This is a genomic window from Pseudomonas sp. A2, assembly GCF_023100865.1.
Classification (GTDB): domain Bacteria; phylum Pseudomonadota; class Gammaproteobacteria; order Pseudomonadales; family Pseudomonadaceae; genus Aquipseudomonas; species Aquipseudomonas asiatica.
In genome coordinates this window covers 829554-843684 of record NZ_CP039127.1, presented here as the reverse complement: position 1 = coordinate 843684, position 14131 = coordinate 829554, and the positions used below count along the sequence as shown (strand labels likewise).

Here is a 14131-nt window from a genome sequence, read left to right as displayed (position 1 = left end):
GCTTGCCGAACCACCGGGCAGGCACCACCGGTCACATCGGCTGGCACTTTGCCATAATCCTAGGCATGCTAGCCCGTTTCGGGTGTCCGGCCTTATAGTGCGCCACCGCGGTCTGGCAACCAGACACCGGCACACACCGTGCATGATCCATCCCTGCCATCGCCAGCCCAATCGCAGGATCAACGCTTGACCAATCTTACTCATCCGTCGACATTGCGTTCCGCGCCACAGGCGCCCGTGGCCTCGCTGCGCGGGTCGATCAAGGGTGCACTGGCGCTGCTGGCCCTGATCCTGCTGGGCCTGCTGCTGTGGCAGCTGTTCGCCCAGTTCAACCATACCCAGGCCGACCTGCGCAAACAGAGCCTGGACGCCACCGCCGAACTGGCCGACCACCTGAGCCTGAACATGGCCCTCAAGGCGCAACAGGCCGTGAATGTGGTGCAGCCCTACGTCAAGGCGCCGACGCCCTCGGCCCAGCCCAGCCTGCTGGGCACCCTTCGCGAGCGCCTGCCGGCCCTGCAGAGCATGGCCTGGCTGGACGCTACCGGGCAGGTGCAGGCCGACAGCCTGGCCGGCAGCCCCGACCGCCATTTGCTTGACGAGCTGCTGAGGCTGAACCAGGGCAGCCCGTACTTCTTCACCAATTCGGGCGACAACCGCACCGTCTACCTATTGCTACGCCAGGCCACCGAACAAGGCCGCGGCTACTGGCTGCTGCGCCTGTCGCCGGACTACTACCGCACCCTCACCCTCCACCTGGATGGTGCGGGCCACCCGCTGTGGCTGTTGGAAAACAGCCGCAACGGCGAGGTACTGCAAAGCCATGCGCCGGCCGTTACCAGCAACGAACCGCTGCAAAGCGTGATGCTGGCTTTCATCGACAACAGTACCTGGCAGTTGCGCGGCCTGTTCGACGCCAAGCTGGCCCAACAGAAGCTGCTGCCGGCGCTGCTCGGCAAATGCCTGCTGGTGCTGTTCTGCGCCCTGCTGCCGATGCTGGCCCTGGTCAACATGCGCCGCCGCCAACGGGCGCTGCAGGACGACCGCCGGCGCTATCAGGAAATCTTCGAAGGCACCGGCGTGGCCTTGTGTGTGCTCGACCTGTCCAGCCTGCCCGGCCAACTCGACCGTTACCACCTGCGCAACCGTGCCGCGCTCAAACACAGCCTGGCCCTGGACCCCAACCTGCGCCGCTCGCTGCTGCTGGAGCTGAAGATCACCGAGATCAACCAGGTGGCCCGCCAACTGTTGAACATCGACAGCCACGAAGGTGCCTGGCAGCGCCTGATCGATGGCACTGGCGATGGCCGCGACAGCATCGGCATGCAACTGATCGACGCGCTGATCGAGCAGCGCCCGCTGCTGGAGCTGGAGGTGCGCCTGCCGGCGCCGCTGGGTGGCGAGCTGCACCTGTGGCTGATGGCCCGCCTGCCGCAGCAGCGCCGCGACTACCAGGCGGTCATCCTCAGCATCAGCGACATCACCAGCCGCAAGCAGGTGGAGCTGTCGCTGCTGGAGCGCGAGAGCTTCTGGTCGGACGTGGTGCGCACCGTGCCCGACCAGTTGTATGTGCAGGACGTGCTCAGCCAGCGCATGATCTTCAGCAACCGCCACCTCGGCCAGACCTTGGGCTACGACCGTACCGAGCTGGCGCATATGGGCGAGCGCTTCTGGGAGCTGCTGCTGCACCCCGAGGATGCCACGCACTACCAGGCGCTGCGCCAGCAACAGCGCGACAGCGGCCATGACCAGCCGCTGCACTGCCAGCTGCGTTTCCGCCACCGCGATGGCGGCTGGCGCTGCTACGACATCCGCGAACAAGTGCTGACCCGTGACGCCGACGGCCTGGTGACACGCATCATCGGCGTGGGTAAGGACGTGACGGTGCAGATCGAGGCCAGCCAGTCGCTGCGCGACAGCGAGCAGCGCTACCGCATGCTCGCCGAAAGCATCAGCGACGTGATCTTCTCCACCGACAACCTGCTCCAGCTCAACTACGTAAGCCCCTCGGTGCAAAGCGTGCTGGGCTACCAGGCCGACTGGATCTTCGCCAACGGCTGGCAGTCGATTATCGCCAACCCGTCCCAGCTCACCGGCATCTATAGCCTGATGGAGCGCGTCAGCAAGGCCATGGGCGACCCGGCCCAGCTGGCCCAGCTACGCAACCAACTGCCCACCCAGCTGTTCCTTTTCGACTGCCTGCGCGCCGATGGCCGCAAGATCCCCATCGAACTGCGCCTGGTGCTGGTGTGGGACGATGAAGAGCGCTTCGAAGGCGTGCTCGGGGTTGGCCGCGACATCAGCCAGCAACGCCGTGCCGAGAAAGACCTGCGCATGGCCGCGACGGTATTCGAGCACTCCACTTCGGCCATCCTCATCACCGACCCGGCGGGCTATATCGTCCAGGCCAACGAAGCGTTCAGCCGCGTCAGTGGCTACGCCGTCAGCGAGGTGCTCGACCAGTTGCCGGGCATGCTTACCGTCGACGAGCAGCAGGAAGGCCACCTGCGCTACGTAGTGAAGCAGCTTTACCAGCGCGGCAGCTGGGAGGGCGAAATGTGGCTCAAGCGCCGCGACGGCGACCACTACCCGGCCTGGGTCGGCATTACCGCAGTGCTGGATGACGAAGGCGACCTGGCCAGCTACGTGTGTTTCTTCACCGACATCAGCGAGCGCAAGGCCAGCGAACAGCGCATCCACCGCCTGGCCTACTACGACGCCCTCACCCACCTGCCCAACCGCACGTTGTTCCAGGACCGTCTGTACAACGCCCTGCAGCAGGCCGAGCGGCAAAAGGCCTGGGTGGTGCTGATGTTCCTCGACCTGGACCGCTTCAAGCCGATCAACGACTCCCTCGGCCACGCTGCCGGCGACCGCATGCTCAAGGACATGGCCCAGCGCCTGCTGGCCTGTGTGGACAACGACGACACCGTGGCGCGCATGGGCGGCGACGAGTTCACCCTGCTGCTGCAACCGCGCGCTACCCGCGAGATGGCACTCAACCGCGCCATCCACGTGGCCGAGAACATCCTCGGCAGCCTGGTGCGGCCGTTCGTGCTGGAAAACCGCGAGTTCTTCGTTACCGCAAGTATCGGCATCGCCCTCAGCCCGCAGGACGGCAGCGAGCTGAGCCAGCTGATGAAAAACGCCGACACCGCCATGTATCACGCCAAGGAGCGCGGCAAGAACAACTTCCAGTTCTACCAGGCGGAGATGAACGCCAGCGCCCTGGAACGCCTGGAGCTGGAGAGCGACCTGCGCCATGCCATGGAGCAGAACGAGTTCATCCTCTACTACCAGCCGCAGTTCAGTGGCGACGGCAAGCGCCTGACCGGCGCCGAAGCCCTGCTGCGCTGGCGCCACCCGACCCGCGGCCTGGTCCCGCCGGGCGACTTCATCCCGGTGATCGAAGAACTGGGCCTGGTGGTGGACGTGGGCGACTGGGTGCTGCGCGAGGCCAGCCGCCAGCTCAAGGCCTGGCACAAGGCCAAGGTGCGCGTGCCCAAGGTGTCGGTGAACATCTCGGCGCGGCAGTTCTCCGACGGCCAGCTGGGCACGCGCATCGCCACCATTCTGGAAGAAACCGGCCTGCCACCGGCGTGCCTGGAGCTGGAGCTGACCGAAAGCATCCTGATGCGCGAAGTGAACGAAGCCATGCAGATTCTCGCCAGCCTGAAAAACCTCGGCCTGAGCATCGCGGTGGACGACTTCGGCACCGGTTATTCGTCGCTGAACTACCTCAAGCAGTTCCCGATCGACGTGTTGAAGATCGACCGCACCTTCGTCGACGGCCTGCCCGAAGGCGAACAGGATGCGCAGATTGCCCGGGCGATCATCGCCATGGCCCACAGCCTCAACCTGGCGGTGATCGCCGAAGGGGTGGAGACCCACGAGCAGCTGGAGTTCCTGCGCGAGCATGGTTGCGACGAGGTGCAGGGTTACCTGTTCGGGCGGCCGATGCCGGCGCATCAGTTCGAGGCGCAGTTCGCCAACGAGAAGCTCTTCATGTTCCATTGACCCCGACGCCTCCTGGCGTGCGCGGACTCTGTAGGAGCGGCCTTGTGTCGCGAAAGGACCGCAACGCGGTCCCGACAATTTCGGCGGCAACGCTGCAATCGCGGGGCCGCTGCGCGCCCCTTTCGCGACACAAGGCCGCTCCTACAGGGACCGCGCCCGGCCTGAGAAGCGCACCTGTAAAAACGGACCTTCGAGTCAACTCCAGTTCCCGCCCAGCCCAGAAACGGCGCGGGATGCAACGTGAAGCCCATTGGTCCGCGACTTGATGCCACTTCATATGCCAGCCGCGGATCAATCGGTTAGAATGCCCCCCCAATTCACCCCGATCCTTGAGGACCGCCATGTTCAGCCGTGATTTGACCATTGCCAAGTACGACGCCGAGCTCTTCGAAGCCATGCAGCAAGAAGCTCTGCGCCAGGAAGAGCATATCGAGCTGATCGCTTCGGAAAACTACACCAGCCCGGCAGTCATGGAGGCCCAGGGCTCGGTCCTGACCAACAAGTACGCCGAAGGCTACCCAGGCAAGCGCTACTACGGTGGTTGCGAGTACGTCGACGTCGTCGAGCAGCTGGCCATCGACCGTGCCAAGGAACTGTTCGGCGCCGACTACGCCAACGTCCAGCCGCACGCCGGCTCCCAGGCCAACGCCGCCGTCTACCTGGCCCTGCTGTCGGCCGGTGACACCATCCTGGGCATGAGCCTGGCCCACGGTGGCCACCTGACCCACGGTGCTTCGGTAAGCTCCTCGGGCAAGCTGTACAACGCCATCCAGTACGGCATCGACAGCAACGGCCTGATCGACTACGACGAAGTCGAGCGCCTGGCTGTCGAGCACAAGCCGAAGATGATCGTTGCCGGCTTCTCGGCCTACTCGCAGGTTCTGGACTTCGCCCGCTTCCGCGCCATCGCCGACAAGGTCGGTGCCTACCTGTTCGTCGACATGGCCCACGTTGCCGGCCTGGTTGCCGCTGGCGTGTACCCGAACCCAGTTCCGTTCGCCGACGTGGTCACCACCACCACCCACAAGACCCTGCGCGGCCCGCGCGGCGGCCTGATCCTCGCTCGCAAGAACGAAGAGATCGAGAAGAAGCTGAACTCCGCCGTCTTCCCTGGCGCCCAGGGTGGCCCGCTGGAGCACGTCATTGCTGCCAAGGCCATCTGCTTCAAGGAAGCCCTGCAGCCTGAGTTCAAGGCTTACCAGCAGCAGGTCGTGAAGAACGCCCAGGCCATGGCCAGCGTGTTCATCGAGCGTGGTTTCGACGTGGTTTCCGGTGGCACCCAGAACCACCTGTTCCTGCTGTCGCTGATCAAGCAGGAAATCTCCGGCAAGGACGCTGACGCCGCCCTGGGCAAAGCCTTCATCACCGTCAACAAGAACTCGGTACCGAACGACCCACGTTCCCCGTTCGTCACCTCGGGCCTGCGTTTCGGCACCCCAGCCGTTACCACCCGTGGTTTCAAGGAAGCCGAGTGCCGCGAGCTGGCTGGCTGGATCTGCGACATCCTGGCTGACCTGAACAACGAAGCGGTTATCGACGCCGTGCGTGAGAAGGTCAAGGCCATCTGCAAGAAGCTGCCGGTTTACGGCAACTGATTGGCGATTGCCTGACAGGAAAAAGCCCGGCCTAGTGCCGGGCTTTTTCGTTGTCGAGCCATAAGCAATTTTCAAGCACTGTCGCGATCCAGGTAGGAGCGGCCTTGTGTCGCGAAAGGACCGCAAAGCGGTCCCGGTTATCACGGTGGCGAAGCTGCAATCGTGGGGCCGCTATGCGCCCCTTTCGCGACACAAGGCCGCTCCTACAAAAAAACGCGACACCCTGCTGGTAGCGCGTATTACCCTGTGCCCCTTTGATACCCGCAAGCACAGGCCATACCTTGACCAGAGAGCAACTCGAAACCCACCAGGTCCCGATCTATTTCGTCGCCGTGCTCGCCGCCGTCACGTTCGGCCTGCTGACCAGCGACACTGCAAAGCTCCTGGAGGCGCTGGTCACCCCCGCCATCGCCGTGCTGATGTACGCGATGTTCCTGCAGATCCCCTTCCTCGACTTGCGCCAGGGTCTGGGCAACCGCCGCTTCACTTCCGCCCTGCTGCTGGCCAACTTCGTCCTCGTGCCGCTACTGGTATGGGCCATCACCCGCGGGCTGGTCGAGCACCCGGCGATCCTCATCGGCGCGCTGCTGGTGTTGCTGACACCGTGCATCGATTACGTGGTGGTTTTCACCCACATCGGCAAAGGCGACTCCCGCCTGACCCTGGCCGCCACCCCTGTGCTGCTGTTGGTACAACTGGCAATGCTGCCGCTCTACCTGGCCCTGATGCTGGGTGACAACAGCAGCGTCGCCATTTCCATCACCCCGTTCGTGGAAGCCTTCGTGCTACTGATCGTGCTGCCGATGGTCCTCGCTGTACTCACCAGCGCCGGCGCCCGTCGCTCACGCACGGTCTCGACCTGGAACGACGCCTGGGCGTGGATGCCGGTACCGGCCATGGCTCTGGTGCTGGTGGTGGTCATCGCCTCGCAGATTGCCGTGGTACTGCGTGATTTCGACCGTTTGCTGCCGGTGATTCCGGTGTACATCGGCTTCGTGCTGCTGGCGCCAGTGCTCGGGTTCGTTGCGGCGCGCTTGCTGCGCTTGCCGGTGACCGAGACACGCTCGGTAACCTTCAGCGCCGCCACGCGCAACTCTCTGGTAGTGCTGCCGCTGGCGCTGGCGTTGCCGGAAGACATGCGCGGTTTGGCGGCGGCAGCTGTGATTACGCAGACATTGGTGGAACTCCTAGGCGAACTGGTCTACGTAAAGGCGATACCCCGGTTTGTGCGCTGACCCGGGGCGTCAGCCGCTTTGGGTCAGGAGCGCTCAGGGCACACGGCAAACACCTGTACCTCGACCAGGTAACCCTCTCCCAAGTCTGCGCCTACGCAAGCCCGTACTGGTTTCGGACAACCCTGCAACCAGGCGTCGTACACCTCATTGACCAGGTCGAAGTGGCTGTAGTCGGCAATCCATAACTGAACCCGGGTCAAATGTTCCTTGCCGACGTTGGCCTCAGCCATCAGCCCATCGATCGTACTCAACGCCTGGCGCAACTGCCCCTGCACATCCTGCTGCAGGTCGTCCGCGACCACGCCAGCCGTTTCGAACAGGCCCCTGTAGCTCACCGCCAGCGACATCCGTTCGCCTTGTCCATACCGTTCGATCATCAAGATTCCTCCTATTAGCCCATCTGGTTGAGGCAGACGACTTTGGGCTGGGTCATGTCCTCGTAGGCGAACCGCACCCCCTCGCGACCAAGGCTTCCATATTTCGAGCCACCGAATGGCATGGCATCGAAGCGGTAGTCGGACGAGTCGTTGATCATCACGCCGCCCGCCTCGATACGCCGCGCCAGGCTCAACGCCAAGGACAGGTCTCGGGTAAACACACCAGCGTGCAAGCTGTACTCCGGGGCATTGGCCAGCGCTATGGCCTGCTCGATATCCTCGAAGGGCACCAGCATCACCACCGGTGCGAACACCTCTTCACGCCACAGCCGGCTGGCGTGGTCAACACCCTCCAGCACCGTCGGCGAATAGGTCGCCCCCTGGCGCTTGTGGCCACAGAGCAGGCGAGCGCCGCCTTGAAGGGCCTGGTTCACGCGCTCTTCAATCTGCCGGGCCGAGCCTTCGGTGATCATCGGCCCCATGTCGGTTTCGCGCAGGCCAGGATCACCCACCACCATCGCCTGGGTCAAGGCAACGAAGCGCTGGCGGAACGCCTCATAGATCGAAGCGTCCACCAGGATGCGCTGGGTGCCGATGCAGTTCTGCCCGGCTGCCCAGAACGCGCCAGATACACAAGACTCGACAGTGGCCTCGAGGTCGCAGTCCTTCAGTACCAGCACCGGGGCGTTGCCACCCAGGTCCATGGCCAGTTTTTTCAGGCCCGCCCCCCGGGCAATCTGTTCGCCCGTGGCGAAGCCGCCTGTGAAGGAAATCATCCGCACTTCACGCACAGCCACCAGGGCCTTGCCCAGTTCGGCACCGCCAGTGGCCACGGTGACGACGGCCTCTGGCAGCCCCGCGTCAACCAGGTACTGCACCAGCTTCAAGGCAGAAAGCGGGGCCAGCTCCGAGGGTTTGAGAATGACCGCATTGCCCCCGGCAATCGCTGGCCCCAACTTGTGCGCCACCAGGTTGAGCGGGTCGTTGTACGGCGTGATGGCCAGGATCAGCCCCAGCGGCTCGCGTGTGAACCAGCCCTGACGCGATTCGGAGCCTTCGTAGGCATCGAACGGCACCACCTCGCCGGCATTGCGCCGCGCTTCCTCGGCAGACAGCTTGAGCGTGTTGATGCAGCGTTTCACCTCCTTCTCGGCCTGACGCAGGGTCTTGCCCGCTTCGTCGACAATCAGGCCGGCAAAATCGGCTGCATCGCGCTCAATCAGCCGGGCCGCCTGCTCCAGGATGCTCGCGCGACGGTGCCGAGGCAGCGCAGCACTTTCGTGCACGCCCTGCCGAGCACGCACGAGCAGACCTGGCACGGCATCGGCAGCAAGGTTGGCGACGCTGCCGACCAGGTTACCGTCGAACGGGCTGTAGACATCGATCAAGGCGGGTTGCTGGACGGCTACCCGGGACACGGAAGTCAGGCTCATGAAGGTTGCTCCTCAGGCCGAGCGGCCAGCAGTGTGGATGGCGACGATATCCGACAACAGGGCGAATGCCGTTTCGACACGCCCCGCACCCGGGCCGGACACGGTTACAGCGCCCAGCAATTCGGTGTTGAACGCAACCGCATTGGTGGCACCGGAAATACCCGCCAGAGGGTGGTTGCCGGGCAACAGGCGCGCTTCGACGCTGGCACGCACCGAACCATCGGTTTCACGGCTGGCACTGCCGATCAGTTTCCAGCGCTGGCCCGCCGCCTGCGCTTGCTGGATAGCAGCGCTATCGAGGCTGCTGATCCCGGTGCAGGTCACATCACTCACCTGCAAGCAAGCGCCGAGCAGCTCGTTGGCAAGGATCACCACTTTCAGGCGTACGTCATACCCCTCCACATCGGCGCTCGGGTCCGCCTCGGCATAGCCAAGTGCTTGCGCCTGGGCCACTGCATCGGCAAAACCGAGCCCCTCTTCCATACGCGTCAGCACATAGTTGGAGGTGCCGTTGAGGATGCCCTCGAACCCCACCAGGCCTGCGCCGGCCAACGTCTGGCGCGCCATGCGCAGCACCGGCGTACCACTCATGACCGCGCCTTCGTACTCGAACGACACACCATTGGCCTTGGCCAGGGCCTTCAGCGCCGCAGCATGCAAGGCGATCGGCCCCTTGTTGGTAGTGACCACGTGCTTGCCAGCTTCCAGCGCCCAACGGCAGAAGGTTGCCGCCGGTTCACCGTCCTTGGGGTTGGTGAATGTGGCCTCGGCGATGATGTCGGCGCCGGACTGCTTGATCACCGATTCGTTGAACGCTTCAGCCGAACCTTGCGGGATCTGCGCCAGCGCCCCCTTCTGAGCAGGCAGAGCAGCCAGCGTGGCCGCATCCAGGCCGTTGCGGTCGATTGCCGAACCCAGGAACAGGTCGGTGACGCCAACGATCTTCAGGCCAAAGCCCAGCTCTTGCTGCCAGCGCGCATTGCGTTCGGCGATCAGTTGGGCCAGGGCACGGTTCACACCGCCAAAGCCAACAAGTGCAATTTTGTATTCGGTCATGGTTCGCTGTCCTTTCCAGGCGGTTGGTCGATGGGGACAAGCGTAAGAGCCGTGCAATGCCAGTTGAATATGGCAATCCGCTGTATTTACTGGCCAATCTGACCAGTAGCCGATGCACGCCCGAGCGCCGCCGGAATGCAAAACGCCGCCAGGGCGCAAACCCGGGCGGCGTTGTTGTAGCGAGGGTTACCAAACGGCAAGCGCGCGTCTCAGATCACCGTGGCCAGGACGAACGATGTCACGGTGTTCTCGACCCCTGGCATGGCGGCAATCTCCTTCCATACATGGTGCACCCGTTCCGGGCTGGAAGCCTCGACGCGCAGCAGCAGGTCGAATTCGCCGCTGAGCACTTCACACTGGATCACCTCGGGGATCTGACGCAACGCATCGAGCACAGCCTCTCCGCGCATGCGGTCGTAGCGGTAGACGAAGATGACCGCGTTGATCAGCGAGGTCGGTCGTCGCCCCTCTCCGATACGCAGGGTATAGCCCTGGATGGCCCCGTCACGCTCCAGGCGCTCGATGCGCTGGCGTACCGCATTACGCGACAGGTTCACCTTGAGCCCCAGTTCGGCATGGGCAATGCGTGCATTGGCGGTGAGTTCGGCGAGAATTCGCTCGTCCAGGGGGTCGAGGATGCGCTTCATCGTCCTGCCTGCAACCGGGCCAATATCTCATGAACCCCCGCCAGGTCCTCTGGCGCCAGCAGCGGCCCACTGCCCGCGCTGCCAAGACCACAGGCCGGCACCTCGCCATGCCAGGCCCCAAGCTCCGCCAGCAACCCGGCAGACTTTTCCGGGGCAAACTGGCCCAGCGTGACGATCGGCGCACCAATGTTGCGCCGGTGCAGGCGCCCGGCGAATGCCCCGGTGGCAGCGTGTGGGTCTACTGCGCAGCCGGTTTCCTGGAACAGCGTGACGATTTCTTCGCGAATCAGCGCGTCATCCACGGCATAGGAGTCGAACAGCATGCGCGCGTGCAGCCACTGGCGGTTGCCGATGCTCAGCTCGCCACAATCCTCGAAATGCTCCATCAGTGCCCGGGTCGCCCCACCATCGCGGTCATACAGCTCCCAGACGAAACGTTCCAGGTTGGAGAACAGCGAAAAGTCCATGACCGGCGACAAGGTCTGGCTGGTGGAACCACGGCTGTAGCGATTGCAGTGGATGAACCGGTGCAAGGCATCGTTGCGGTTGGTGGAAACAATGATCTGGTTGATTGGCAGGCCCATTTTCTGGGCAATGAACCCCGCGTAGATCTCGGCAAAACTGGCCGTGGGGATGCTGAAACCCACCGGCCGAATCCCCCCACCCAGCTGAAGCGCCGCGTGGAAATAGAACACGATCTGCGCCAGCACGCCGACCCAGTTGGTCGAGTTGAAGCTCACGGGAATCAGCCCGGGGCACGGCCATGCACGCAGCAGCGCCGACACCAGTGACTGGCAGTCATCGAAGCTGCCGTCCACGGCCACGCAGCTCACGCTTTCGGAAGCGACACTGCGCATCACCGCCGCCCGGTCGGCCGGTGTCCCGGCACTGGGGTAAAGCGCCAGCAAGCGTGCCGTAGGGCAATGCCGCAAGGCTTCGATAGCGGCCACCGCCGTATCGCCGTTGCTGGCACCGACCAGCATGACCCGTTCGCAATCGGGGCCCAGGAAATGGCGGATGAGCCGCGCCTGCAATTGCGCGGCGAAATCCTTGGAGGAACGGGTAGGCCCGTGAAACAGCTGCAGGATCCATTCGTTATGGCCAATCTGCTGCAACGGTGCGATGCCACGGTGCTTGAAGCCGCGGTAGCTGTCGCTTACCAGCGCCCTCAGGGTCGGCTCATCGAGCGTGTCGCCGACAAACGGCGCCATTACCCGCCAGGCCAGTTCGTCGAACGGCAACCACGACCAACTGGCAATATCCTGCTGACTGAACGTCGGCACCGCAGTCGGCACGTACAGCCCGCCATCGTCGGCCAGCCCGGAAAGCAGCGCCGTGCGGAAATCAACCCGTGTCTCGTTGCCGCGCGTGGATGTGTACTGCATCGGTGCTCCAGGTAAATATTTGATTAACGGTGGGCCATCGCCACCAACCAGTGGCTGAAGGCTTGGGCATCCGTGGACAACGCCTCACCCAGGCCACGTACCAGGTAAAACGACTCGCTCGCCTCGATGCGCTGCGCAAAAGGCGCCACCAGACGCCCCTCCTGCAGCAAGTCCTCGACCAGCGACGAGCGCGCCAGTGCCACCCCAAGCCCCAGTTCCGCCATGCGCAAGGTCGCCACCAGGGTGTCGAACTGCAGGCCGCTGGAAGAATCGACCTGATCGGCGCCTACCCGCTCCAGCCAGTAACCCCACCCCTCCTCGTAACCCAGCACATGCAGCAAAGGGACGCGGGCCAGGTCCCGCGGCTCGCGTAGCGGGGAGCCGGCAATCAGCGCAGGCGAGCAGACTGGCACCAGCAGGTCGCGGGTCAGGCGCTGCGCCTCCACGCCAGCCCACTGGCCGCTGCCCCAGCGGATTTCCAGGTCATCCTCTGCATCCAGTTCCTTGACCCACAGGTTGCTGATGTAGCGGATGTCCACCTGTGGGTGCGAACGGCGAAAATCGGCCAGGCGGGGCGCCAGCCAGAAATGCAGGAACGACAGGCTGCCGCGCACTTTCAGGGGCCGACGCTGGCGTTGCCCGAAAATTTCATTGGTGCCTACCGCCAGGCGGCTTATCGCATCCTGCACCACCGGCAGGTAGGACTGGCCTTCTTCGGTCAACCCCAGCCCCCGGGGCAGGCGCTTGAACAGCGCCACCCCCAACTGGCTCTCCAGGTGGCGGATCTGCTGGCTCACGGCCCCTTGGGTGAGGTGCAGTTCCTCGGCTGCATGGGTGAAGTTCAGGTAACGCGCCGACACTTCGAAGGCTCTGAGCCAGTTCAAGGGGGGCAGGGTTTTCTGGGTCATCGGCGGTTTCTCGTGGCAACGTTCCGGTGCCCTAGTATCACCCTGCTCTGGCGGCCTCGGAACCTGTTGCCAAGGCTTCCGGTTGCAGCGGGCGACGGTCGCGGTACTTGCGGGTCAGCCAGTAGGCCAGGTAACACCAGGCGATAAATGGAAGACCAAAGTACAGGGCCACGCGCTGTGCCGGGTCGAAGGCAATGCCGACGCAGGCCAGCACGCAGCAGAAGATGGCCGCCAGCGGCACGAACGGGTAGCCGCGCACGCGGAACTTGAGGTCTTCGAGCTTGCCGCCATTGGCGATGTAATGGCGACGGAACGCCATCTGGCTGGCCGCGATGCTGATCCACACCACCACCACCGCCAACCCGGAAATGGACACCAGCGCCAGGTAGATGGTGTCGGGGGCAAACACACTGCTCAGCAGCGATGCCATGCCACCGGCCATGCTCAGGACGATGGCATTGAACGGCGTGCCACGACGCGACAGCGCCGCGTACCGGCGGGGCATGTTGCCTTGGTCGCTGAGGGTCCACAGCATGCGCGCCGCAGCATAGAGCCCGGAATTGGCTGCCGACAGCAACGCAGTGATGATGACGAAGTTCATGATGTCTGCGGCATAGGGGATACCGATCATGGCAAACACCATCACGAACGGGCTTTCAACCAACCCTGCCTGTTCACGTGGCAACAAGGTTGCCAGCACGAAGATGGTACCGACGAAGAACAGTGCCAGGCGCAGGACCGTGGTGCGGATGGCCTTGGGTACGTTCTTTTCCGGGTCGCGGGTTTCGCCGGCGGCGATGCCGATCAACTCGGTACCCGAGAACGCGAAGGCCACCGCCAGCAGGGTCATGGCAATCGACCAGAAGCCCGTAGGGAACAGCCCCTCGCGGGTGAAGTTGCCCAGCCCGACACTGTGCGCCTGGGTAATTTCGAAAACGCCCAGAATCGCGCCGCCGCCCACCACCAGGAAGGCAATCACCGCCAGCACCTTGATCAGTGACAACCAGAATTCGGTTTCGGCAAACGACCGCACCGAAATGATATTGCTGATGAACACCGCAAACCCGAACAGCGCACTCCATATCCACACCGGCGTATCGGGGAACCAGCGCACCATCAGGATACCGGCGGCGGTGAATTCCGAGCCGATGGCCACGGTCCAGGTCAGCCAGTACATCCAGGCCACCATGTAGCCTGTTCCCGGCCCGAGGTAGCGCGTGGCGTAACTGCTGAACGAGCCGACTTCCGGCATGTGTACCGCCAGTTCGCCCAGACACATCATCACCAGGTAGACCATGATCGCGCCGAGGATATAGGCGATGACCGCCCCCAGCGGGCCCGCCTGGTTGACGGTGTAGCCCGACGTCAGGAACAGGCCGGTACCGATGACACCGCCCAGCGCCAGCATGACGATATGGCGGGTTTGCATATCCTGCTTGAAGCTATGCGTCGAAGCATTTCTCGTTGTCGTTGTCTGC

10 protein-coding genes are annotated in these 14131 nt (G+C 63.8%); 3 read left to right on the top strand and 7 right to left on the bottom strand.

Annotation, left to right across the window (positions count from 1 at the left end; translation table 11 throughout):
* Nucleotides 1-186 precede the first annotated feature (186 nt).
* The 3 genes from E5221_RS03950 (at nucleotide 187) to E5221_RS03940 (ending at nucleotide 6847) form a co-directional block, all read left to right on the top strand.
* On the top strand, nucleotides 187-4017 hold the full coding sequence (locus E5221_RS03950; RefSeq protein WP_247846885.1) for a bifunctional diguanylate cyclase/phosphodiesterase: 3831 nt from the start codon (nucleotides 187-189) through the stop codon (nucleotides 4015-4017).
* Nucleotides 4018-4358: 341 nt separating this feature from the next.
* The gene (glyA, locus tag E5221_RS03945; RefSeq protein ID WP_003256308.1) at nucleotides 4359-5612 is read left to right on the top strand and encodes a serine hydroxymethyltransferase; all 1254 of its coding nucleotides are present in this window, start codon (nucleotides 4359-4361) and stop codon (nucleotides 5610-5612) included.
* 281 nt (nucleotides 5613-5893) lie between these two features.
* Nucleotides 5894-6847 (top strand): arsenic resistance protein, encoded by a 954-nt coding sequence (locus E5221_RS03940; protein ID WP_247846884.1) that lies wholly within the window; start codon nucleotides 5894-5896, stop codon nucleotides 6845-6847.
* A 23-nt stretch (nucleotides 6848-6870) separates the two neighbouring features.
* Here E5221_RS03940 and E5221_RS03935 read toward each other — a convergent pair whose 3' ends face one another.
* From E5221_RS03935 to E5221_RS03905, 7 genes are all read right to left on the bottom strand, one after another.
* Nucleotides 6871-7194 (bottom strand): RidA family protein, encoded by a 324-nt coding sequence (locus E5221_RS03935; RefSeq protein WP_049866930.1) that lies wholly within the window; start codon nucleotides 7192-7194, stop codon nucleotides 6871-6873.
* Nucleotides 7195-7238: 44 nt separating this feature from the next.
* A complete protein-coding gene (locus E5221_RS03930; RefSeq protein WP_247846883.1) occupies nucleotides 7239-8657 on the bottom strand; it encodes an aldehyde dehydrogenase family protein in 1419 nt (472 codons plus the stop codon).
* Between the two features lie 12 nt (nucleotides 8658-8669).
* Nucleotides 8670-9713 (bottom strand): homoserine dehydrogenase, encoded by a 1044-nt coding sequence (locus E5221_RS03925; RefSeq protein ID WP_247846882.1) that lies wholly within the window; start codon nucleotides 9711-9713, stop codon nucleotides 8670-8672.
* 209 nt (nucleotides 9714-9922) lie between these two features.
* Complete coding sequence (locus E5221_RS03920; protein WP_015268886.1) at nucleotides 9923-10360, bottom strand: Lrp/AsnC family transcriptional regulator; 438 nt, start codon at nucleotides 10358-10360, stop codon at nucleotides 9923-9925.
* Nucleotides 10357-11745 carry a threonine synthase gene (locus tag E5221_RS03915; protein ID WP_247846881.1) on the bottom strand — a complete coding sequence of 463 codons (1389 nt, stop codon included), beginning with the start codon at nucleotides 11743-11745 and terminating at the stop codon, nucleotides 10357-10359. Before E5221_RS03915 ends, E5221_RS03920 begins: the two co-directional genes overlap by 4 nt.
* A gap of 23 nt (nucleotides 11746-11768) precedes the next feature.
* Complete coding sequence (locus E5221_RS03910; protein ID WP_013970803.1) at nucleotides 11769-12653, bottom strand: LysR substrate-binding domain-containing protein; 885 nt, start codon at nucleotides 12651-12653, stop codon at nucleotides 11769-11771.
* A gap of 37 nt (nucleotides 12654-12690) precedes the next feature.
* Nucleotides 12691-14082, bottom strand: coding sequence for an amino acid permease (locus tag E5221_RS03905; RefSeq protein ID WP_003256305.1), 1392 nt, complete (start codon nucleotides 14080-14082; stop codon nucleotides 12691-12693).
* Nucleotides 14083-14131 lie beyond the last annotated feature (49 nt).